The organism is Mesorhizobium sp. M0771 (assembly GCF_040320155.1).
GTDB lineage: Bacteria > Pseudomonadota > Alphaproteobacteria > Rhizobiales > Rhizobiaceae > Mesorhizobium.
Genome location: NZ_JAMYPC010000015.1, coordinates 97,941 through 119,587, shown reverse-complemented (window position 1 = coordinate 119,587; position 21,647 = coordinate 97,941). Strand labels below are relative to the sequence as shown.

General features: G+C 62.8%; 21 protein-coding genes. 14 read left to right on the top strand and 7 right to left on the bottom strand.

The features are described 5' to 3' along the window. Positions 1 to 8: 8 nt before the first annotated feature. The 4 genes from mtaB to NKI05_RS21930 all read right to left on the bottom strand — a co-directional run bounded on the left by mtaB (position 9) and on the right by NKI05_RS21930 (position 3,165). Positions 9 to 1,328, bottom strand: coding sequence for a tRNA (N(6)-L-threonylcarbamoyladenosine(37)-C(2))-methylthiotransferase MtaB (gene mtaB / locus NKI05_RS21945; RefSeq protein WP_352793144.1), 1,320 nt, complete (start codon positions 1,326 to 1,328; stop codon positions 9 to 11). Further along, positions 1,328 to 2,212, bottom strand: a complete 885-nt coding sequence (dapF, locus tag NKI05_RS21940) for a diaminopimelate epimerase (RefSeq protein WP_023687687.1) — start codon at positions 2,210 to 2,212, stop codon at positions 1,328 to 1,330. The genes mtaB and dapF overlap by 1 nt, the downstream gene beginning before the upstream one ends. 73 nt (positions 2,213 to 2,285) lie before the next feature. Then, on the bottom strand, positions 2,286 to 2,447 hold the full coding sequence (locus NKI05_RS21935; RefSeq protein WP_023683859.1) for a DUF1328 family protein: 162 nt from the start codon (positions 2,445 to 2,447) through the stop codon (positions 2,286 to 2,288). A gap of 94 nt (positions 2,448 to 2,541) precedes the next feature. After that, a complete protein-coding gene (locus tag NKI05_RS21930) occupies positions 2,542 to 3,165 on the bottom strand; it encodes a hypothetical protein (RefSeq protein ID WP_245261720.1) in 624 nt (207 codons plus the stop codon). 377 nt (positions 3,166 to 3,542) lie between these two features. Between NKI05_RS21930 and NKI05_RS21925 the strand changes: the two genes are divergently transcribed. Together NKI05_RS21925 and zapE are read left to right on the top strand one after the other, a co-directional pair. Further along, complete coding sequence (locus tag NKI05_RS21925) at positions 3,543 to 4,082, top strand: protease inhibitor Inh/omp19 family protein (RefSeq protein WP_023687689.1); 540 nt, start codon at positions 3,543 to 3,545, stop codon at positions 4,080 to 4,082. Positions 4,083 to 4,270: 188 nt separating this feature from the next. Next, positions 4,271 to 5,455 (top strand): cell division protein ZapE, encoded by a 1,185-nt coding sequence (gene zapE / locus NKI05_RS21920; RefSeq protein ID WP_023814772.1) that lies wholly within the window; start codon positions 4,271 to 4,273, stop codon positions 5,453 to 5,455. Positions 5,456 to 5,664: 209 nt separating this feature from the next. On the opposite strand, the gene NKI05_RS21915 is transcribed toward zapE, so the two are convergent. Beyond that, positions 5,665 to 6,093 carry a GNAT family N-acetyltransferase gene (locus NKI05_RS21915; RefSeq protein ID WP_023814771.1) on the bottom strand — a complete coding sequence of 143 codons (429 nt, stop codon included), beginning with the start codon at positions 6,091 to 6,093 and terminating at the stop codon, positions 5,665 to 5,667. A 233-nt stretch (positions 6,094 to 6,326) separates the two neighbouring features. On the opposite strand from NKI05_RS21915, the gene mdh reads away from it, so the two are divergent. From mdh to lpdA, 12 genes are all read left to right on the top strand, one after another. Next, the gene (gene mdh / locus NKI05_RS21910; protein WP_023670541.1) at positions 6,327 to 7,295 is read left to right on the top strand and encodes a malate dehydrogenase; all 969 of its coding nucleotides are present in this window, start codon (positions 6,327 to 6,329) and stop codon (positions 7,293 to 7,295) included. Between the two features lie 33 nt (positions 7,296 to 7,328). Beyond that, positions 7,329 to 8,522, top strand: coding sequence for an ADP-forming succinate--CoA ligase subunit beta (gene sucC, locus NKI05_RS21905; RefSeq protein WP_023745421.1), 1,194 nt, complete (start codon positions 7,329 to 7,331; stop codon positions 8,520 to 8,522). A gap of 20 nt (positions 8,523 to 8,542) precedes the next feature. Continuing rightward, the gene (locus tag NKI05_RS21900) at positions 8,543 to 8,932 is read left to right on the top strand and encodes a hypothetical protein (protein ID WP_155929533.1); all 390 of its coding nucleotides are present in this window, start codon (positions 8,543 to 8,545) and stop codon (positions 8,930 to 8,932) included. 18 nt (positions 8,933 to 8,950) lie between these two features. Beyond that, positions 8,951 to 9,322 carry a cupin domain-containing protein gene (locus tag NKI05_RS21895; protein ID WP_023706740.1) on the top strand — a complete coding sequence of 124 codons (372 nt, stop codon included), beginning with the start codon at positions 8,951 to 8,953 and terminating at the stop codon, positions 9,320 to 9,322. 3 nt (positions 9,323 to 9,325) lie between these two features. Then, positions 9,326 to 9,817 (top strand): DUF1579 family protein, encoded by a 492-nt coding sequence (locus NKI05_RS21890; protein ID WP_023699238.1) that lies wholly within the window; start codon positions 9,326 to 9,328, stop codon positions 9,815 to 9,817. Between the two features lie 12 nt (positions 9,818 to 9,829). Beyond that, on the top strand, positions 9,830 to 10,735 hold the full coding sequence (sucD, locus tag NKI05_RS21885; protein ID WP_023805930.1) for a succinate--CoA ligase subunit alpha: 906 nt from the start codon (positions 9,830 to 9,832) through the stop codon (positions 10,733 to 10,735). 128 nt (positions 10,736 to 10,863) lie between these two features. Further along, complete coding sequence (locus tag NKI05_RS21880; RefSeq protein ID WP_023670536.1) at positions 10,864 to 13,851, top strand: 2-oxoglutarate dehydrogenase E1 component; 2,988 nt, start codon at positions 10,864 to 10,866, stop codon at positions 13,849 to 13,851. 48 nt (positions 13,852 to 13,899) lie between these two features. Continuing rightward, positions 13,900 to 15,192 carry a 2-oxoglutarate dehydrogenase complex dihydrolipoyllysine-residue succinyltransferase gene (gene odhB / locus NKI05_RS21875; RefSeq protein ID WP_023683869.1) on the top strand — a complete coding sequence of 431 codons (1,293 nt, stop codon included), beginning with the start codon at positions 13,900 to 13,902 and terminating at the stop codon, positions 15,190 to 15,192. 16 nt (positions 15,193 to 15,208) lie between these two features. Further along, on the top strand, positions 15,209 to 15,946 hold the full coding sequence (locus tag NKI05_RS21870; protein ID WP_050485860.1) for a DUF4241 domain-containing protein: 738 nt from the start codon (positions 15,209 to 15,211) through the stop codon (positions 15,944 to 15,946). Next, complete coding sequence (locus NKI05_RS21865) at positions 15,943 to 16,449, top strand: hypothetical protein (protein WP_023736766.1); 507 nt, start codon at positions 15,943 to 15,945, stop codon at positions 16,447 to 16,449. Before NKI05_RS21870 ends, NKI05_RS21865 begins: the two co-directional genes overlap by 4 nt. After that, complete coding sequence (locus tag NKI05_RS21860) at positions 16,446 to 17,201, top strand: SDR family oxidoreductase (RefSeq protein ID WP_023683871.1); 756 nt, start codon at positions 16,446 to 16,448, stop codon at positions 17,199 to 17,201. The genes NKI05_RS21865 and NKI05_RS21860 overlap by 4 nt, the downstream gene beginning before the upstream one ends. Before the next feature lie 23 nt (positions 17,202 to 17,224). Continuing rightward, a complete protein-coding gene (gene lpdA, locus NKI05_RS21855) occupies positions 17,225 to 18,631 on the top strand; it encodes a dihydrolipoyl dehydrogenase (protein ID WP_352793134.1) in 1,407 nt (468 codons plus the stop codon). 849 nt (positions 18,632 to 19,480) lie between these two features. On the opposite strand, the gene NKI05_RS21850 is transcribed toward lpdA, so the two are convergent. Beyond that, positions 19,481 to 20,545: a TraB/GumN family protein gene (locus NKI05_RS21850; RefSeq protein WP_023683873.1), complete on the bottom strand. Its 1,065-nt coding sequence runs from the start codon at positions 20,543 to 20,545 to the stop codon at positions 19,481 to 19,483. 74 nt (positions 20,546 to 20,619) lie between these two features. After that, on the bottom strand, positions 20,620 to 21,558 hold the full coding sequence (locus NKI05_RS21845; protein ID WP_023670529.1) for a tyrosine recombinase XerC: 939 nt from the start codon (positions 21,556 to 21,558) through the stop codon (positions 20,620 to 20,622). Positions 21,559 to 21,647: the final 89 nt, after the last annotated feature.

The following is a 21,647-nucleotide window of genomic DNA, read 5'->3' as shown; positions in this document are numbered from 1 at the left end:
CAATCGTCTCAGGCGGCGCGGGCAGTGAGGGGCGAGGCTATCAGGCGCGCGCCATCATGGCCGGTGATGTCTGCCTCGACGATCTCGCCCGGCGCGCCTGTGCCTAGCGCGGCAAGCGTGAACCCTTCGGTGCGGCCGAGGCCGTCGCGCTCGACCAGGATCGACTGGCGCGTTCCCGGGAGCGACGACAAATGGCGGCGATAGGCGGCCTCGCCGACGGCGCGCAGCCGGGCCGCCCGCTGTTTGACCAGTTCGCGGCGGACCTGCGGCATGCGCGCGGCGGGCGTGCCTTCGCGCGGCGAAAACGGGAAGACATGCAGGTGCGTCAGCCCACATTCCTCGACGATCTTTATCGAATTCTGAAACATCTCCTCGGTCTCGGTCGGGAAGCCGGCGATGATGTCGGCGCCGAAGACGATTTCGGGGCGCAGCTTGCGCACATCCTCGCAGAAGCGGATCGACTGGTCACGCAAATGCCTGCGCTTCATGCGCTTCAAGATCATGTCGTCGCCCGACTGCAGCGACAGATGCAGATGCGGCATCAGCCTGGGCTCGGTGGCGATGGCGTCCAGCAGATCGTCGTCGGCCTCGATCGAATCGATGGAGGACAGCCGCAGCCGCCTCACATCAGGCACCTGCTTCAGGATGGTCTTCACCAGCTTTCCCAGCTTCGGCGCGCCCGGCAGGTCGGCGCCGAAAGAGGTCATGTCGACGCCGGTCAGCACGATCTCGGCGTAGCCGTTGCCGACGAGACGCTTGACCTGCTCGACAACCGCGCCCATCGGCACCGAGCGTGAGTTGCCGCGGCCATAGGGGATGATGCAGAAGGTGCAGCGATGGTCGCAGCCGTTCTGCACCTGGACGAAAGCACGTGCCCGGCCCTCAATGGCGTCGACCATGTGGCCGGCGGTCTCGCGCACCGAGAAAATGTCGTTGACGCGCGCCTTCTCGCTGTCGTTGACGCCGAAATCCGGCAGCGCGCGGTAGGCGTTGGCCTTCAGCTTCTCTTCGTTGCCAAGCACGAGGTCGACCTCGTCCATGGCGGCAAAATTCTGCGGTTCGGTTTGCGCGGCGCAGCCGGTGACGATGATGCGCGCCGCCGGATTTTCGCGGCGGGCCTTTCTGATCGACTGCCTGGCCTGGCGCACCGCTTCGGCGGTGACGGCGCAGGTGTTGAAGATGATGGCGCCGCCTTTGACCGCGCCGAGACCTGCGCTTTCGGCCTCGCGGCGCATCACTTCGGATTCATAGGTGTTGAGACGGCAGCCAAAGGTGACGACGTCTATGCCTTGGGAGTTGGGGCCCTTGGTATCGGCAAGTGCAGACATCAGGCCGCGCTTTCGGTGTCGCGGGCCCAGGTGCCGGTCGACGGATCGAAATTGCCGGAAAACTCCCATTCGGCAGCGCCGGTCAGGATGACGTGGTCGTCGTCGCGCCATTCCACATGCAGCGAGCCACCGCCGGGCGTCATCAGCGTAACGCTGCGGCCGGTGCGCCGGGTGCGGGCAGCGGCGACGACGGAAGCGCAAGCGGCCGAGCCGCAAGCCCTGGTCAGGCCGGCGCCGCGCTCCCAGGTGCGGATGATCATCGTCTCCGGCGACGTTACCTGGGCGATGGTGATGTTGGCGCGCTCGGGGAAGATCGGATGGTTTTCGAGCAGCGGGCCGAAACGCTCGAGTTCGTAGGACCAGACATCGTTGTCGACCCAGAAGATAGCGTGAGGGTTGCCCATCGAGAGAGCCGAAGGCGAATGCAGCACCGGCGCGTCGATGGGGCCGATCTGCAACTCGATCATGCGGGTGTCGCGGAATTCCTCGGCCAGCGGAATGTCCTGCCAGCCAAAGCGCGGAGTGCCCATGTCGACCGAGATGGTGCCGTCGGCATGTTCGACGGCGTTGAGGATGCCGGCGCGGGTCTCGAAGGTGAAAGTCTTCTGGCCGGTTTCGGCGGCCAGCGCCTGGACGACACAGCGCATGCCGTTGCCGCAGGCCTGCGCGCCCGAGCCGTCGGAATTCAAAATGTCGATGTAAAAGGCGGTGCCCGGCGTGCGCGAATCGTGAATCGCCATGATCTGGTCGAACCTGGTCGCCGCATCGGCGTTCAGCGCGACAGCCGACGCCGCCGTGACCCTATCGGCACGGCCGCGCATGTCGGCGACGATGATTTCGTTGCCGATGCCGTTCATCTTGGCGAAGGGGGCAGTGCCTGCCATGATCTGAGGTAATTCCTGTGCGTTTCGCCGCTATATGGCGGAAACGGGCGGGAATTACCAGTGTGGGCTGCGTCTAGGTTACCGCGAAAACGCCGAGCACGATCAGCAGGAAGATGACGAGAACGATGCCGATCAGCACGCGCGCGCCGGTGGCGGCGGCACCGGCCAGCGCCGGCATGCCGAGCAGGCTGGCGGCGGCAGCAACGATGAGAAGAATGATGATCCATTTGATCATGGACAATGCCTCGCAAATTGACTGCAGCGGCCTAAGAACGCATCTGCCGCGCTCTGGTTCCCTCTTGCCGCGAGGCTCTCTCCGACTGGGCGCGCTATTCGGCAATCTCGAAGTCGGTCGTGAAAGGCGCCGTCTTTTGCGAGTTCTCGTCATGCATGAGGAAATCCGCTCGGTATTTGCCGGGGGGAACGCCATCCAGGGAGACGTTTAATTTGAAGAACATCTCTCGGTTATGCGAGCGCGAGGCGAGCTGGACCCGGCCAAGCTTTTCGACGGTTCCCAGCTTCTCGCCCGACTGGGAAAGCACAGTAAGGTCAACGTAAAGCGCGATCTGGTTGTTGCCGAGCCCATCCGAGCCGTAGCCGTAACCGACCGGCTCCATATAAAGCACAATCTCTTCGCCCGGCTTGTAGACATGGTTCGGGCGCTCAGCGTAGGCGCCGAAGCCGCTGGCCGACATGATATGCTTCACATTTTGCACGCCAAGCGGCATCGCTTGCCACAGAGCGTCCTCGGCGCTGCGGAATTTGTCCAGCGCGCCGGCGCCATCACCCGCCTGCAGTGCCTTTTCGGCTTCAGCGGCGCGATCGGTGATTTCACCCGCGAAAGCGGCCGGCGTCGAAATTACCAGCGCGATCAAAACTGCCAAGATTGATTTCATCTGTTCCCCCTGTTGCGATAGACCATCGGCTAAAATGGCAGTGCCGTAAACGGCCAAATGCAGACTCCAGCCGCGCTCGATCTCGGGAACGTCCCAAACCTCGCCCGGACGCAAGGCGCGAAACCGCTCACGCGCCAGGCCTTGCGCCTCAAGCGCTTCAGTCAGTTTTGCGCCGGCAGTTGCGCTCGACCGCCGATGCGCCGACCTGCTGCGGGCTCCGGTGCCGCTTTCGCAACCAATGTACCGGTTGGAACCGCGCTAGAGCGAAGACATGCCTTTTGTCGCGCCAGCCATTTTGCGACAAATTTACAACAATTCGTGGTGCAAACCCTATTTTAACCATATCGGGTTGAAATTTCGCCACCTTCTCCATCTTGGTGAGGGGTGAGATTGTGCGGACGGCTTCCCCCCAGCCAGATCCGACGGAGGTTGGAATGATTTTTTCGAGAAGCGGGCTGATGGCCGTATCGCTGGCAGCGCTCGTTGCGAGCGGCTGTTCGACCTCGCGTTTTTCATCGATGGATGACCAGCAGCCCGCCCCGCTGCAGCCCGCGCCCGCCGGCACGGTGAGCGGAAGCCAACTGCCGCCCCCGGCAGCGCCGGGCACCACCGACCCATCGCAATTCCCGACCGCGCCGGCAGGCGCGCAGGTCGCCTCGCTGCCGCCGGACGGATCGGCGCCGGCCGGAGCCTCCGACCTTACCGCTGCGAGCGTTGCCGGCGTCTGGAACGCCAGCGTGTCCGGACAGAGCTGCAAGGTGGCGACGCCGCAGACCAAATTCGGCGCCGGCTTCCGCGCCGGGCCGCTGCATTGCCCGCCGCCCATCGACGGCATCAAATCGTGGAACGTCGCCGGCAAGCAGCTGACGCTCTATGACGAGAATGGCGGCACGCTGGCGCGGCTCTATTCCTCGGGCGGTTCGAAATTCGACGGCCAGACTACCAACGGCTTGCCGATATCGCTTACAAGGTAGGCAGGGTATGCTGATATTCAGGTGAGGCCGGCCTGCGAACGGCGGCTTCCTGCGCTTCCGGTGCTCACGTACTTAAGTACGCTCCGCTCCGGTTCTCGGGAGCCACCATTCTCGGCTCGGCCTGACCTGAACCTCAACACACCCTGATCTTTCCTGGAGCAATCCGCTCAAAGTAAGCGACGTGACCGATGCATCTGCGTGACGGCCTCCAGACCCATGCGACCGTCAGGCAGCGCTACGACCATCTGGTCGCAACCGGCGCCATCGAGCGCGATCCTGCGCAGGAGCGCATCGCCGCCGCGCTCGACCGGCTGACCGACGAGATCTCGGTCAAGCGGCTGGCGCACAAGTCGAGCGCGCTCGGCTGGCTGTTTGCCCGCAAGCGCGAGACGCGCGAGGTCGTCAAGGGCCTCTACATTCATGGCGGCGTCGGTCGCGGCAAGACCATGCTGATGGATATGTTCTTCGAGCTGTTGCCGGTCAGGCGCAAGCGCCGCGTTCATTTCAACGACTTCATGGCCGATGTGCAGGATCGCATCCAGAAGCACCGGCAGGCGCGCAAGAACGGCGACGTCAAGGAGGACGACCCGATCCCGCCGGTCGCGCTTCAGCTTGCCGAACAGGCCTGGGTGCTGTGCTTCGATGAGTTTTCGGTCACCGACATTGCCGATGCGATGGTCCTGTCGCGGCTGTTTTCGGCGCTGTTCGTCAATGGCGTGGTTCTGGTCGCCACCTCGAATGTCGCGCCGCAGGACCTTTATCGCGACGGGCTGAACCGCCAGCTTTTCCTGCCCTTCATCAGCATTCTCGAGCGCCAAGCCCATGTGCTGACGCTTGATGCCGACAAGGACTACAGGCTGGAAAAGCTCGCCCGCACGCCGGTTTATGTCACCCCGGCGGATGCCGAAGCCGACCGTGTGCTCGACGAGGCCTGGCAGGCGATGACGCGTGGAGCGCTGACGGCCGAGACCTCGCTGACGCTCAAGGGGCGGCAAGTGAGGATACCGGCTGCCGCCGGGGATGCAGCGCGGTTTTCCTTCGCCGACCTCTGCGAAAAGCCGCTCGGCGCACGCGATTTCCTGGCCATTGCCGGCCGCTTCTCGACCGTCTTCATCGATCACGTGCCGGTGCTGGGCGAAGGCAAGCGCAACGAGGCCAAGCGCTTCATCCTGTTGATCGACACGCTCTACGATCATCACACGCGGCTGGTGGTGAGCGCTGAGGCTCCCCCGCCTGAGCTTTACACGGCCAGGCGCGGCGTCGAGGTGTTCGAATTCGAACGCACCGCCTCGCGGCTGATCGAGATGCAAAGCCGCGACTGGCTGGAGGACTGGGCGGAACGGCAGAAGGACAACGCGGAAGCGCACGTCTGAGGGTTCCAAGAGGTCATTATGTAGTGATCCTTCGCGCCCCCCTCTGTCCTGCCGGACATCTCCCCCACACGGGGGGAGATTGGCGGTTTCGGCGCTCCGCTCATTCCTGCGGCCATTGGAGATTGGCGAAAGGTCGCGTGACGTCCGATCTCCCCCCTCGTGGGGGAGATGCCTGGCAAGGCAGAGGGGGGGCGCTGTCCCGCCGACGCCTAAAGCTCGTACACATACATCACAAACGACTCCGCCGGCCCATGCACCTCCTTGCGCGATTCATAAAGCGCGCGCGCTGGCACATTGTCCGGTTCGGTGCCGACCCAGGCTTCGCCGCATCCCTGCTCGCGGCCGAGCGCGAACATGGCGTCGAGCATCTTTCGCGCGATGCCATGGCGCTGGTAGGCGGGTGAGACGCCGACCTCGTCGATGTAGAGTTCGCTGACCTTGTCCAGGTGGCGGTGGATGACGGCAGCACACTGGCCGACGACGACGCCATCGGCCAGTGCCACAATCATCATACGACCTGAGGAGGCGAGGTAGGCGGACAGTCTGTCGGCCCGTACCGGTTCATCGAACACGTCTTCGGCGATGCGCTTCACAAGGGCGTCATCGCCTGGATATAGTCTTCTGATTTCCACGTTCATTGTGTAAAATCTCTCAAGTCGGCTTACAAACTTTGACGTTTACGTAAATCCCAATGTTTCTAACCGATTGAAATTATTCACTCGAAAATAATCGATTGAATATATTTTCCACCAGGGCTACTGGATGCGGCGAAATCCGCTGACACCACAGCATTCCGGCCTCTTCCTCGACGCCGTCAACCAGATCGCCAGAGATTTGGGCGTCGTCACAGACAAAGGGAAAATTTCCTCACATGGCACGCAACAAGATAGCGCTCATCGGCTCCGGCATGATCGGCGGCACGCTCGCTCACATGATCGGCCTCAAGGACCTCGGCGACGTGGTGCTGTTCGATATTGCCGAGGGCATCCCGCAAGGCAAGGGGCTCGATATCGCGCAGTCTTCGCCGGTCGATGGTTTTGACTCCCGGCTGACCGGGGTCAATGATTATGCCGGGATCGAGGGCGCCGATGTCTGCATCGTCACTGCCGGCGTGCCGCGCAAGCCGGGTATGAGCCGCGACGATCTGCTCGGCATCAACCTCAAGGTCATGGAACAGGTCGGCGCCGGGCTGAAGAAATACGCGCCCAAGGCCTTCGTCATCTGCATCACCAACCCGCTCGACGCCATGGTCTGGGCGCTGCAGAAGTTTTCGGGCCTGCCCAAGACCCATGTCGTCGGCATGGCCGGCGTGCTCGACAGCGCGCGCTTCCGCTATTTCCTCGCCGAGGAGTTCAAGGTCTCGGTCGAGGACGTCACCGCCTTCGTGCTCGGTGGCCATGGCGATTCCATGGTGCCGATGATCCGCTATTCCACGGTGTCGGGCATTCCGCTGCCGGACCTCATCAAGATGGGCTGGACCTCGAAGGAAAAGCTCGACCAGATCGTCCAGCGCACCCGTGACGGCGGCGCCGAGATCGTTGGCCTCTTGAAGACCGGCTCGGCCTTCTACGCGCCGGCGGCTTCCGCAATTTCGATGGCCGAATCCTATCTCAAGGACAAGAAGCGCGTGCTGCCTTGTGCTGCGCATCTCTCGGGCCAGTATGGCGTCAAGGGCACCTATGTCGGCGTTCCCGTTGTCATCGGCGCCGGCGGCGTCGAGCGCATCATCGAGATCGACCTCAACAAGGCCGAGCAGAAGATGTTCGACGCTTCGGTGGCGACAGTGCAGGGCCTGACCGAGGCTTGCGTCAAGATCGCCCCGCACCTCGCCTCGAAGTAATCCCCCAAAGCAGCCGATCCGGAGACCATCCAGATGAACATCCATGAATATCAAGGCAAGGCGCTGCTGAAGTCGTTTGGTGCGCCGGTGGCCGAAGGCGTGCCGGTGTTCAAGGCAAGCGAGGCGGAAGCCGCGGCACAAGCGCTGCCCGGCCCGCTCTATGTGGTGAAGAGCCAGATCCACGCCGGTGGCCGCGGCAAGGGGAAGTTCAAGGAACTGTCGCCCGACGCAAAGGGCGGCGTGCGGCTGGCTAAGTCGGTTGCCGAAGTCGTTGCCAACGCCAATGAGATGCTCGGCCACACGCTGGTGACCAAGCAGACCGGCCCCGCCGGCAAGCAGGTCAACCGTCTTTATATCGAGGACGGCGCCGACATCGAGCGCGAGCTTTATCTGTCGATCCTGGTCGACCGCTCGGTCGGCCGCATCGCTTTCGTCGTCTCGACCGAGGGCGGCATGGACATTGAAGGCGTCGCCCACGACACACCGGACAAGATCATCACCCGCGCCATCGATCCGCTGGCCGGCGTGACGACCATCGACGTCGACATATTGGTGGAAGCGCTGGGACTAAACGGCGATGCCGCCAAGGATGCCGGCACGCTGTTCCCGATCCTCTACAAGGCCTTTGTCGAGAAGGACATGAGCCTGCTCGAGGTCAACCCGCTGATCGTGATGAAAAACGGCCGCCTGCGCGTGCTGGACGCCAAGGTGTCGTTCGACAACAACGCGCTGTTTCGCCACCCCGAACTGATGGAATTGCGCGACACCACCGAAGAGGACGAGAAGGAGATCGAGGCGTCGAAATACGACCTCGCCTATGTCGCGCTCGACGGCAATATCGGCTGCATGGTCAATGGCGCCGGCCTCGCGATGGCGACGATGGACATCATCAAGCTCTACGGCGCCGAGCCCGCCAACTTCCTCGATGTCGGCGGCGGCGCGTCGAAGGAGAAGGTGACGGCAGCGTTCAAGATCATCACCAGGGACCCGGCGGTCAAAGGCATTTTGATCAACATCTTCGGCGGCATCATGAAGTGCGACATCATTGCCGAGGGCGTCATTGCCGCAGTCAAGGAAGTCGGCCTGGAAGTGCCGCTGGTGGTGCGCCTCGAAGGCACAAACGCCGAACTCGGCAAGAAGATCATCAACGACAGCGGCCTCAACGTCGTGTCGGCCGACGATCTCGACGACGCAGCCAAGAAGATCGTGGCGGCGGTGAAGGGCTGAGGAAACTAGGAGCGCGCTAGGTGGCTGGCTTCCCCCTCCACTGGGAAGAAGAGGTACAAAGTCTTGATCTATTACCTGACCACTGCCCGTATTCCATCGAAGAAATCGAACAGTACCTTTGGCGGTGCCACTATCACTGGATGCTGGACGAAAAATCGATGCACTACAAAGTGCGGGGTGTCGTCGCAGAGCAGATAGAGAATGGGCGGCGTTTCTGGCTTTATCAGGCATCAGATGAGATTGGACGTGAGTGGTACGTTGTTGTTGGAACAGGAAAAAGCCCGCTCAAATCTACGATGAAAATGCGGGGCTGGATGTATGGCAAAGAGAATGTTCTCGGACATCCGCCTGATCGTTTCTTGAGAGACGAGATTGATGAGCAGCACATTGCAGACGCAGACGCCAAATGACGAAAAAGGAATGAACCTGTGCCTCCGCGCAAGATAAACCTGGTCGAGGCGGCGGATCGAACGATCACCAAGGTCTTCGATCCGCATATCGCCGGCGACGTCAATGACAGCCAGGCGAAGGTCGCCAAGTTCGGCGAGACCTTCGACTGGCATGCACATGAGCATGAGGACGAGGCTTTTCTCGTGCTGCGGGGCAAGATCGCCATCGATTTTCGCGACGGCCCGGTCGAGCTCGGCGAGGGCGATTTCATTGTCGTGCCGAAGGGCGTCGAGCACCGGCCGCGGTCGCTGACCGCCGAGCCGGTGGTGCTGATGTTCGAGCCGGCAACGACGCTCAACACCGGCAACGCCAAGAGCGACCTCACCGTCTCCGACCTGAAGCGGCTCTGACCCATGAACGCGTTCTCCTTGCTCTCGGCCGATCACCAGCGCCTGCAGGCGCTGGTCGGCGCGTGGCGCGGCGAGGAAGAGGTGGCGGAAACACAATGGGCCGATGGTGGACCGGCGACGTCGGAAGTGCTGGGGGAGGCACAGTTCGGCGGCCTGTTCGTGGTGCAGCGCTATCGCCAGCGCCGCGACGGCACGGTCTCGTTCGGCTCGCACTCAGTGTTCGGATTCGATCAGCAAAACAGCCTCGTCACCATGCACCAGTTCGATTCCATGGGCTTTGTGCCGGCCTCGCCGGCCACAGGCGCATGGAACGGCAGCGAGCTCACTCTTGATCGGTCGTCGCCGCGCGGTTCCGCGCGGGTCACATATATTTTCGACAATGCCGATGCCTACCGCATGCGATTGCATTTCAAACCTGCCGGCAGCGACAGCTGGCAAGACATGGTGAGCGGCGTCTACCGGCGCGTCTCGCCTTCCTCGATCAACGGTTTTTAGAAAAGGGCTCCGATGTCCATTCTCATCGACAAGAACACCAAGGTGCTGGTGCAGGGCCTGACCGGCAAGACCGGCACGTTCCACACCGAACAGGCGCTGGCCTATCACGGCACCAGGATGGTGGGCGGTATCCATCCAAAGAAGGGTGGCGAGACCTGGACCGGCGCCAAGGGCGAAAACCTGCCGATCTTCGCCTCGGTCGCCGAGGGCAAGGAAAAGACCGGCGCCAACGCCTCGGTCGTCTATGTGCCGCCGACGGGCGCCGCCGAAGCCATCCTCGAAGCCATCGAAGCCGAGATCCCGCTGATCGTCTGCATCACCGAAGGCATTCCGGTGATGGACATGGTCAGGGTCAAGGCGCGGCTCGACCGCTCGACCTCGCGGCTGATCGGCCCGAACTGCCCTGGTGTGCTCACCCCCGACGAATGCAAGATCGGCATCATGCCCGGCAACATCTTCCGCAAAGGCTCGGTCGGCGTTGTTTCGCGCTCGGGAACGCTTACCTATGAGGCAGTGTTCCAGACCACAAATGTCGGCCTCGGCCAGACGACCGCCGTCGGTATCGGCGGCGACCCCGTCAAAGGCACCGAGTTCATCGACGTGCTCGAGATGTTCCTCGCCGACGACGAGACCAAGTCGATCATCATGATCGGCGAGATCGGCGGTTCGGCCGAGGAAGACGCCGCGCAGTTCCTCAAGGACGAGGCCAAACGCGGCCGCAAAAAGCCGATGGCGGGCTTCATCGCCGGGCGCACCGCGCCGGCCGGTCGCACCATGGGCCATGCGGGCGCGGTCATCTCCGGCGGCAAGGGCGGCGCGGAAGACAAGATCGCGGCGATGGAATCGGCCGGCATTAAAGTATCGCCATCGCCGGCGCGTCTGGGCACGACGCTGGTCGAGGCGATCAAGGCCAAGTGAGTAGCGAGTAGTGAATAGCGAATAGCGAAAAGAGAGTAACGGCGCGACCCGGGAAAAATCCCTACTCGCTATTCGCTACTCACTATTCGCTTTTGAAAAGGAGACGGAGCCAGGCTCCGCGGACAAAAATGGCAAGACAAGATCAGGCCAACGACCAATTTTCGCTCACCTCTTTCCTCTATGGCGGCAATGCCGACTATATCGACGCGCTGTACGCGTCCTATGAGGATGATCCAGAGTCGGTAAACCCCGAATGGCAGGATTTTTTCGCCGGGCTGAAGGACGACGCCGGCGATGTGCGCAAGAACGCCAAGGGCGCTTCCTGGGCAAAGCCCTCCTGGCCGCTGCAGGCCAATGGCGAACTGGTGTCGGCGCTCGACGGCAATTGGGGCATCGTCGAGAAGCATCTGGAAAAGAAGGTCAAGGACAAGGCGGTCACCAATGGCGTCGTGCTGTCGGATGCCGACGTGCATCAGGCGACGCGCGATTCGGTGCGCGCCATCATGATGATCCGCGCCTTCCGCATGCGCGGCCATCTGCATGCCAATCTCGACCCGCTCGGCATCGCCAAGCCGCTTGAGGACTATAACGAGCTGTCCCCGGAGAATTACGGTTTCACCGCAGCCGACTACGACCGGCCGATCTTCCTCGACAATGTGCTCGGCCTCGAATTCGGCACCATCCGGCAGATGCTGGAGATCCTGACCCGCACCTATTGCTCGACGCTCGGTGTCGAGTTCATGCACATTTCCGACCCCGAGGAGAAGGCCTGGATCCAGGCGCGCATCGAGGGTGCCGACAAGGAGATTTCCTTCACCGCTACGGGAAAAAAAGCGATCCTGCAGAAGCTGGTCGAGGCCGAAGGCTTCGAGCAGTTCATCGATGTCAAGTACAAGGGTACCAAGCGCTTCGGCCTCGATGGCAGCGAAGGCCTGATCCCGGCGCTGGAGCAGATCATCAAGCGCGGCGGCCAGCTCGGCATGAAGGAGATCGTGCTCGGCATGGCGCATCGCGGCCGGCTGAACGTGCTGTCCCAGGTGATGGCCAAACCGCATCGCGCCATCTTCCACGAATTCAAGGGCGGCTCGGCCGCTCCTGACGAGGTCGAGGGCTCGGGCGACGTCAAGTACCATCTCGGCGCCTCGTCGGACCGCGAATTCGACGGCAACAAGGTGCATCTGTCGCTGACCGCCAATCCTTCGCATCTGGAAATCGTCGATCCGGTTGTGATGGGCAAGGCGCGCGCCAAGCAGGATTATCTGTTCGGCCGCAGCCGCGAGGAGATCGTGCCGCTGGAAGAGCGCGCCAAGGTGCTGCCGCTGCTTCTGCATGGCGACGCCGCCTTTGCTGGCCAGGGCGTAATCGCGGAAATTCTCGGCCTGTCGGGCCTGCGCGGCCACCGCGTCGCCGGCACGCTGCATTTCATCATCAACAACCAGATCGGCTTCACCACCAATCCGCGCTTCTCGCGCTCGTCGCCCTATCCGTCCGACGTCGCCAAGATGATCGAGGCGCCGATCTTCCACGTCAATGGCGACGACCCGGAAGCGGTGGTGCATGCCACCAAGGTGGCGATCGAATTTCGCATGAAGTTCCACAAGCCGGTGGTGGTGGACATGTTCTGCTATCGCCGCTTCGGCCACAATGAGGGCGACGAACCGGCCTTCACGCAGCCGATCATGTACGCCAACATCCGCAACCACAAGACGACGGTGCAGATCTATGGCGACCGGCTGATCGCCGAGGGCCATATCAGCCAGGCCGAACTCGACAAGATGAAGGCCGACTGGCGCGCCCATCTGGAGTCCGAATGGGAAGTCGGCCAGCACTACAAGCCCAACAAGGCCGACTGGCTGGACGGCGCCTGGTCTGGTTTGCGCACCGCCGACAACCAGGACGAACAGCGCCGCGGCAAGACCGCCGTGCCGGTCAAGGTGCTGAAGGACATCGGCAAGAAACTGACCGAGGTGCCGAAAGGTTTCGAGGCGCACAAGACCATCATCCGCTTCCTCGAAAACCGCCGCCAGGCGATCGACTCCGGCGAAGGCATCGACTGGTCGACGGCCGAGGCGCTGGCCTTCGGCGCCATCCTGCTCGACGGCAATCCGATCCGGCTCTCCGGCCAGGATTCAGAACGCGGCACCTTCTCGCAGCGCCATTCCGTGCTCTACGATCAGCGCGACGAGACCCGCTACATCCCGCTCAACAATCTCTCGGCCGCACAGGCCGGCTACGAAGTCATCAACTCGATGCTGTCGGAAGAGGCGGTGCTCGGCTTCGAGTATGGCTACAGCCTGGCCGAGCCTAAGGCGCTGACGCTCTGGGAAGCGCAGTTCGGCGATTTCGCCAACGGCGCCCAGGTGGTGTTCGACCAGTTTATCTCGTCGGGCGAGCGCAAGTGGCTGCGCATGTCGGGCCTGGTCTGCCTGCTGCCGCATGGCTATGAGGGCCAGGGGCCGGAACATTCCTCGGCCCGGCTCGAGCGTTTCCTGCAGCTCTGCGCCGAAGACAATATGCAAGTCGCCAACTGCACCACGCCGGCAAACTACTTCCACATATTGCGCCGGCAACTGAAGCGCGACTTCCGCAAGCCGCTGATCCTGATGACGCCGAAGTCGCTGCTGCGCCACAAGCGGGCAGTGTCGACGCTGCCGGAGATTTCGGGCGAAAGCTCGTTCCACCGGCTGTTGTGGGACGACGCCCAGCTGTTGCAGAACCAGGCGATCAAGCTCACCAAGGATTCCAAAATCCGCCGCGTCGTGCTGTGCTCGGGCAAGGTCTATTACGACCTGTACGAGGAACGCGAGAAGCGCGGCATCAACGACATCTATCTCTTGCGCGTCGAACAGCTCTATCCGTTCCCGGCCAAGGCGCTGATCACCGAACTGTCGCGCTTCCGCAATGCCGAGATGGTGTGGTGCCAGGAGGAACCCAAGAATATGGGCGCCTGGTCGTTCATCGATCCGTATCTGGAATGGGTGCTGGCGCATATCGACGCCAAGCACCAGCGGGTGCGCTATACCGGACGTCCTGCGGCGGCATCGCCGGCGACCGGCTTGATGTCGAAGCATTTGGCGCAGCTCGCCGCCCTGCTCGAAGACGCGCTCGGCGAATAGAACAAACCCGGCGAATAGAACAGACAGAGAAGAAACGGAACAGGCACAATGGCTACCGAAATCCGCGTTCCCACTCTCGGCGAATCCGTCACCGAGGCGACCATAGGCAAGTGGTTCAAGAAGGTCGGCGATGCCATTGCCGTCGACGAGCCGCTGGTCGAGCTCGAAACCGACAAGGTGACGGTGGAGGTGCCTGCCGCCGCCGCCGGCACGCTGGGCGAGATCACCGCCAAGGAAGGCGAGACCGTCGGCGTCGGCGCGTTGCTGGGTTCGATCTCGGCAGGCGTCGCCACGGCCGCCCCGGCGTCCAAGCAGGAGACCAAGCCGCAAGCTGTGTCGCAGGCGTCGAGCCCCGACGCGGCACATACGACCAAGCAGGCCGCGGCCGAGACCGCCAAGATAGCCGGCGATGCCGGGCCGGTCGAGCCGCGCACAATGCCGCCGGCGCCAGCTGCCGCAAAGCTGATCGCCGAGAACAATCTGTCGGTCGACCAGGTTTCTGGCTCGGGCAAGCGCGGCCAGGTGCTGAAGGGCGACGTGCTCGACGCGATTTCCAAGGGCGCGCCGTCGCAGCCGGCCGAAATTCCGAAGGCCGCACCGGCTCCGGTCGCCGTGCGTGCGCCGTCCTCGGGCGACGATGCGTCGCGCGAGGAGCGCGTGCGCATGACCAAGCTGCGCCAGACCATTGCGCGCCGGCTCAAGGAAGCGCAGTCGACCGCCGCCATGCTGACCACCTTCAACGAGGTCGACATGTCGGCGGTGATGGCGCTCAGGACCAAGTACAAGGACATCTTCGAGAAGAAGCACGGCGTGAAGCTCGGCTTCATGGGCTTCTTCACCAAAGCGGTTACGCACGCATTGAAGGAAATCCCCTCGGTCAATGCCGAGATCGACGGCACCGACATCATCTTCAAGAACTATGCCCATATCGGCGTTGCCGTCGGCACCGAAAAGGGTCTCGTCGTGCCAGTGGTGCGCAATGCCGACCAAATGTCGATTGCCGAGATCGAAAAGGATATCGGCCGGCTGGGCATTGCCGCGCGGGACGGCAAGCTGTCGGTCGCCGACATGCAGGGTGGTACGTTCACCATCTCCAATGGCGGCGTTTACGGCTCACTGATGTCGACGCCGATCCTCAATGCGCCGCAGTCCGGCATTTTGGGCATGCACAAGATCCAGGACCGGCCGGTCGTGGTCGGCGGCCAGATCGTGATCCGGCCGATGATGTACTTGGCGCTGAGCTACGATCACCGTATCGTCGACGGCAAGGAAGCCGTGACCTTCCTGGTCCGCGTCAAGGATAGCCTGGAGGATCCCGAACGGCTGGTGCTTGATTTGTGATCGGAGCTGATCCGTCATGAGCGGCTGGCTGGCGCGGTTTGGGTTCAAGCTGGGTCGAGTAGCGGGTAGCGTATTGAGGCGTTCCCGGCCGGCGGCTTCCGCCGCCATCTCTCCGCCGGCGACCTCGACTGAATGGGATTCGGCGCCGGCGAGCAGCAATCTCGGTGTCTTCGCTCTCAGCGAAGCCGAAATGGCGGAGCGGAAGATCATCGTCACCGCGATCGGTGAGCTTGAGCTACCGACCGGCGAAATCATCGCTTGCGATCCACTGATTACCGGGCTGGAACGGCCTGTGTTTAGCCGTAAGGTCAGGCCGGGATGCTATCCAGTCACGTTGCTTGAGGCGCAAGGCCGTGTTGCTGCAGCGGTATTGCGGTTTGGCACTGGCTTGCCGGTGCGGTGGGAGTTGGCTGCCTTCGTCCGCGACGTCGGCACATCGTCCTGGAAGTCTGGATTTATTGTCGATGACAATGTTGCTTCGTTCATGGACAAGTCGGTTCTGACGCTGATGTCCGAGCAGGAGGAACTCGACAGCTATCTTGCTGACGTTGCATGCTCGTTCGACAAGTTCCGCATGGATAATCCGGTTGATGGAAATCCGCTTAATATAGCCATGTTCGACACTGGCTTCGGTGATGGGAACTATTATTCCTTCTGGGGACTGGATGCGGCCGGCGAGCCGCTGGTCTTGATGACCGATTTCGAGGTGCTCGAAAACGCCGACGGCCGCGAGAGCAGCCCGAGCAATTCATGACAAACATCGCTTCGCCAATGATCGGATTTATGGCCGGGCTGGCTGTTCTCGCAGCGGGTTACGAGGCGCATGCCGCCTGCCCGCTGGCGCTTGCTGTCTATGGCGATGCCGAAAGCGAGGCCGGCATTGATTTCCGGCCGACGACGGATGCGGTCACCGTCACCAACTCGTTCAAGATGGTGCTCGACAAGGGCATCGTTCTCGACGGCATTGTCATGTGGACATCCGGTGTTTCGCGACCGCAAGGGTCGCTGATGTACAAATGCCCGACCGGCGACGTCACCGGTGACGAGCTTGCCGCCTGCACGGTCTGGCATGGCGTCATCTACAGCGCCGACGACAAGGGCAACATCGCGCTCCTGGCGGCGGAAGGCACGGACGCGCCGCAGAGCCTGATCTTCCCCGATCTCGGGCCGTCGCTGCAGATGTCGACGGCCTTCGGCCCGAACGGTTTCTCAAAACTGCCATGGGACGTGTTTCTGCTGAAAGGTTGCCAGGAATGAGCGCGTCCAAGAAGGTGCTTCTGGTCACCGGCGGCAGTCGTGGCATTGGCGCGGCCACCTGCCGGCTTGCGGCAAAGGCGCGCTACCGGGTCGCGGTCAACTATGCCTCGAACGAGGCTGCCGCCAAGGCGCTGGTCGACGAAATCGAGGCGGCGGGTGGCGAGGCATTTGCCGTCAAGGGCGACGTCGGCGTCGAAGCCGACATCGTCGCCATGTTCGAAGCCGTCGATCGCGCCTATGGCCGGCTCGACGCGCTGGTCAACAATGCCGGCGTCGTCGACGTCAAGGCGCGCGTCGATGAGATGAGCCTGGCGCGGCTGGAGCGCATGATGCGCATCAACGTCATCGGCTCGTTCCTGTGCGCGCGCGAAGCGGTCAAACGCATGTCGAGCAAGCATGGCGGCCAGGGCGGCGCCATCGTCAACATCTCGTCCGCGGCGTCGCTACACAGCTCGCCCGGCGAATATGTCGACTATGCAGCGTCCAAGGCGGCGATCGACACTTTTACGCTCGGCCTGGCGCGCGAAGTCGCGACCGAAGGCGTGCGCGTCAACGCGATACGGCCGGGCATCATCGACACCGAGATCCACGCTTCGGGCGGCCAGCCGGACCGGGTCGAGCGGTTCCGCGACATGCTGCCGATGAAACGAGCCGGCACGGCGGATGAAGTCGCGCATGCCGTTCTCTATCTTTTGTCGGATGAAGCGTCCTACACGACGGGCGCAATCCTGAATGTAAGCGGCGGCCGCTGAGCCCCAAGCTAAGGGAAACGAACATGGCTTATGATGTCGTTATCATAGGGTCGGGACCGGGCGGCTATGTCTGTGCCATCAAGGCGGCACAGCTCGGGCTCAAGGTCGCGGTGGTCGAGAAGAACGCCACTTTCGGCGGCACCTGCCTGAACATCGGCTGCATCCCATCCAAGGCGCTGCTTTATGCCTCGGAGATGTTCGCCGAGGCCGGCCATTCCTTCGATGCGCTGGGCGTCGAGATACCGGCGCCGAAACTCAATCTGAAGAAGATGATGGCGCACAAGGACGCGACCGTTTCGGCCAACGTCAATGGCGTCGCCTTCCTGTTCAAGAAAAACAAGATCGATAGTTTCCGTGGCACCGGGAAGGTGGTTGCGGCCGGCAAGGTGTTGGTGACGGCTGAGGACGGCAAGGTCGAGGAGATCCAGACGAAAAACATCGTTATTGCCACGGGCTCCGATGTCGCCGGCATTCCCGGCGTCAAGGTCGACATCGACGAGAAGGTGATCGTATCGTCGACCGGCGCGCTGTCGCTGGAGAAAGTGCCGGGACATCTGGTGGTGGTCGGCGGTGGGGTCATCGGTCTGGAGCTCGGCTCGGTCTGGGCACGGCTCGGCGCCAAGGTCACCGTGGTCGAATTCCTCGACACCATCCTGGGCGGCATGGACGGCGAGGTCTCCAAGCAGTTCCAGCGCCTGCTTTCCAAGCAGGGTTTCGAGTTCAAGCTCGGCGCCAAGGTGACAGGGGTGACCAAGGCCAAAAAGGGCGCCGCCGTTGCGTTCGAACCGGTCAGGGGTGGTGCGGCCGAGACCATCGAGGCCGACGCGGTGCTGATCTCGACCGGACGCCGGGCCTATTCCGACAGCCTCGGGTTGAAAGAAGCCGGCGTCGAGGTCGACGAGCGCGGCCGGGTCAAGACCGACGGGCATCTCAGGACCAACGTGGCCGGCATCTACGCCATTGGCGACGTCATCGCCGGGCCGATGCTGGCGCACAAGGCCGAGGATGAAGGCGTGGCGGTGGCCGAGACCATTGCCGGCCAGGCCGGCCATGTGAATTACGACGTCATTCCGAGCGTCGTCTACACCAGCCCGGAAATCGCTTCGGTCGGCAAGACAGAGGAAGAGCTGAGGAAGGCCGGCATCGACTACAAAACCGGCAAATTCCCGTTCACCGCCAACGGCCGCGCGCGCGCCATGCTGCACACAGACGGCTTCGTGAAAATCCTCGCCGACAAAGCCAGCGACCGCGTGCTCGGCGTCCACATTGTCGGCTTCGGCGCCGGCGAGATGATCCATGAGGCGGCGGTGCTGATGGAGTTCGGCGGCTCCTCGGAAGACCTCGCCCGCACCTGCCACGCGCATCCGACGATGTCGGAAGCGGTCAAGGAAGCGGCGCTGGCGACGTTCTTCAAGCCGATCCATATTTAAGGAAACGCTGGAGGGACAGCACCCCCCCTCTGGCCTGCCGGCCATCTCCCCCTCAACGGGGGAGATTGGACTTCACCGCCGCGTCGCGAGCCTTCAAGTTTCTCACGTTTCTAACCTGGCGCTGTTCGTGAACTGCCGATCTCCCCTCTCGAGGGGGAGATGTCCGGCAGGACAGAGGGGGCGGTGAAGAATCGCGACGCTCGCCGATAGGTGCCTCAAACAAAACGGCCCGCTTTTCAGCGGGCCGTTCTTGGCTGGAATCAAGATGCCAGATCAGTTGGCCAGATTACGGGCTCGGCGCCGGAGCGGGCGCGGGTGCCGGGGCTGGCGCAGGAGCCGGTGCGGGAGCAGGGGCTGGTGCGGGAGCCGGTTCGGCGGGCTTCATCGGCTCAGCCGGTGCAGGTGCGGGCGCCGGTGTGCTGGCTGCCGGCGGCTCTGCGGGTGCAGGATGTTCGCCGCTTCTGCCGAAAACATAGTACGCGACAATCGCAAGGATGACGACGACCAGCGCAATCAGCCAGCCGCTGCCACCACCCGACCTGGGCGCTGGATCGTTAGGGTTCGCCATAAAAGTGTCCTCCGTGGATGAAAAGCATCAATCAACACCCCTCAACGCGCAACCGTTGAACGGGTTCATACTAGGCCTTCAAATTGACGAACGCAGGAAAATTCTGATTCGCAACCGCTCGTTGGCCTGTATTTCCCCCGCAAAATCAATCACGAACGAGGTAGAACGAGCTTAGCTGGCCTTTTCCGCCAAAAATAGGGCCAACCGCCTCCGCTTTGCGAATCAGTTGCGCACCGCACAGAGCCGGGCTTACGTGATTCGGTATTCAAGACGGGCGCTGCTCAGTCGACGGCGGTGACGGTATAGCCGGCCTTGCGAAAATCCTCGACCAGGCCTTCGGGGCCGGGAAGATGCATGGCGCCGACGGCCATGAAGGCATTGCCCTTGGCCAGGATCGGTGCGGCATGGTCGGCCATGACCTTGTTGCGGCCGGTGATCATCGTCCGGTCGAATTCGGCGTAACCTGCGTCGTCGTCTTCGTCGGGCGAGATCGAACGCAACAGCGGCCAGAAGGTGCCGGTGTCGCCGCGCTGGTAAAGCACGATCATGGTTTCGTTGATGTCGTTTATCTTGTCGCCGAGCTTCAGGGTCTCGACCAGCCCTTTGATGTGGAACGCAATCGGTAGCGAGGCCATGGCGCGCAGCTGGCTGGCAGCGGTCTCCAACCCTTCCACCGGCTTCCCCAAGGCCTTGGCGTCCTGCGCCAGCTTGACGTCCAGAACCGGTGCGCCGCCTGCCTGACGGGCGACCTCACAGACCGGCAGCGCGACCATGGCCGACAGCAGCCACGGCTTCATCTTGGAGACGCTCGCCGGCGGAATGCCGCGCGCATCGAGCCCTTTGTTCACCACCGCCGCATCCTCCGGCGACAACAGCGACGACAACGTCGTGTTGTCGGTGAACATCATCAGCTCGGGTTCCTTGAGCATGGCCTCCATCATCTTCTGCTTGTCGAGCACGTCGGTGGTCTCGATGATGATGGTGCCGGCGGCGTCATAGGCTTTCCTGGCTGCCGGCGGCAGAGTGGTCACGCGCGGGTCGGTCATGTGCATGGTGCCGAACAGGAAGGATGCCTTTTCGCCTGATTTCTCCAGCTTCCACAACAGGCCCTTGCCGTTCAGCGTCGCTGCTGCTTCCGTCTCGATCCTGGAATAGGTGGCGGGGTCTTCCTTCTGCAGGGCCGACAGCAGATCGGCGCCGGCGCAGGCCGGGGCTTCGGCATGCGCCCTGCCCATGGCAAGCAGCAGCACGACGAGAAAAGACAGGCAAAACACGGCGTTGAGCGCGACGAGCAGCTTCAGCGACACAAGGGCCGCGCGATCGGCAATGGCAAGGGCGCGTTTCATGGTGCGGTTCTAGGACTGAAAAGCGGCGAAACGGTTAACCGGCGTGGGGAAATTGTCCTGGACTTATACAGTGGTCACGCGCGGGGATGCGCGGATTCGTAAATCTCGAGCAGTCTTGCGGTGTCGACGCCGGTATAGACCTGCGTCGTTGACAGGCTGGCGTGGCCGAGCAGTTCCTGGATGGTGCGCAGGTCGCCGCCGCGCCCGAGCAGATGGGTGGCGAAGGAATGGCGCAACGCGTGCGGCGTCGCGGTGTCAGGCAGGTTCAGCGCCGAGCGCAGCCTGGCCATGTCGCGCTGGACGATGGCCGGGTTGAGCGGCCCGCCGCGGGCGCCGCGAAACAGCAGGCCCTTGGGATCGAGATGGTAGGGACACAGTTTTCGGTATTCGGCGATTGCCCTGAGCGCCACCGGCAGCACCGGCACCAGCCGTGTCTTGCCACCCTTGCCGGTGACGCGCAGCACGGTGTCGGCTTCCGATGCCAGGTCGGCGGCGCTGAGGCCCAGCGCTTCGGAAATGCGCAGGCCCGATCCATAAAGCAGCGTCAGCACGGCGGCGTTGCGGGCGGCGATCCAGGGCTCTTCAGCCAGCTGGCCTTCCACCGACACGACATGTTTGGCATCGCTGGCGGTCAGCGGCTTGGGCAGCGATTTCGGCTGGCGCGGCGCGCGCAAAGCTGCTGCACCCGCGGCGTTGGCGAGGCCGCGCCGTTCGAGGAAACGCAGCAGCGAACGGATGCCGGCAAGACCCCGGCCGAGCGTGCGGGCGCCAGCGCCAGCGTTGCGCCGCGCGGCAAGAAAGCCGCGCAGATCGGCCGGGCGTAAGGTTGCGATGTCGGAAATGCCGGGCGAGCCGCCGCAATGTCCGGTCAGGAAATGCAGGAACTGGCGCGTGTCGCGCTCGTAGGCCTCGACAGTCGCCGGTGACAGCCGACGCTCGCGCGCCAGCATCTTCAGCCAGCTTTCGCGCGCTGCCTGGAGGTCGGGTTTTGCCGGGATGAGAAATTCCTGCATGCCGCCATTGTCAGGCAGCCGGGTTAGGAAGCGGTGAAGAACCTGTCATTGAAATGGCCACGGGCGATCATTGAAATGACGCCGGTAGG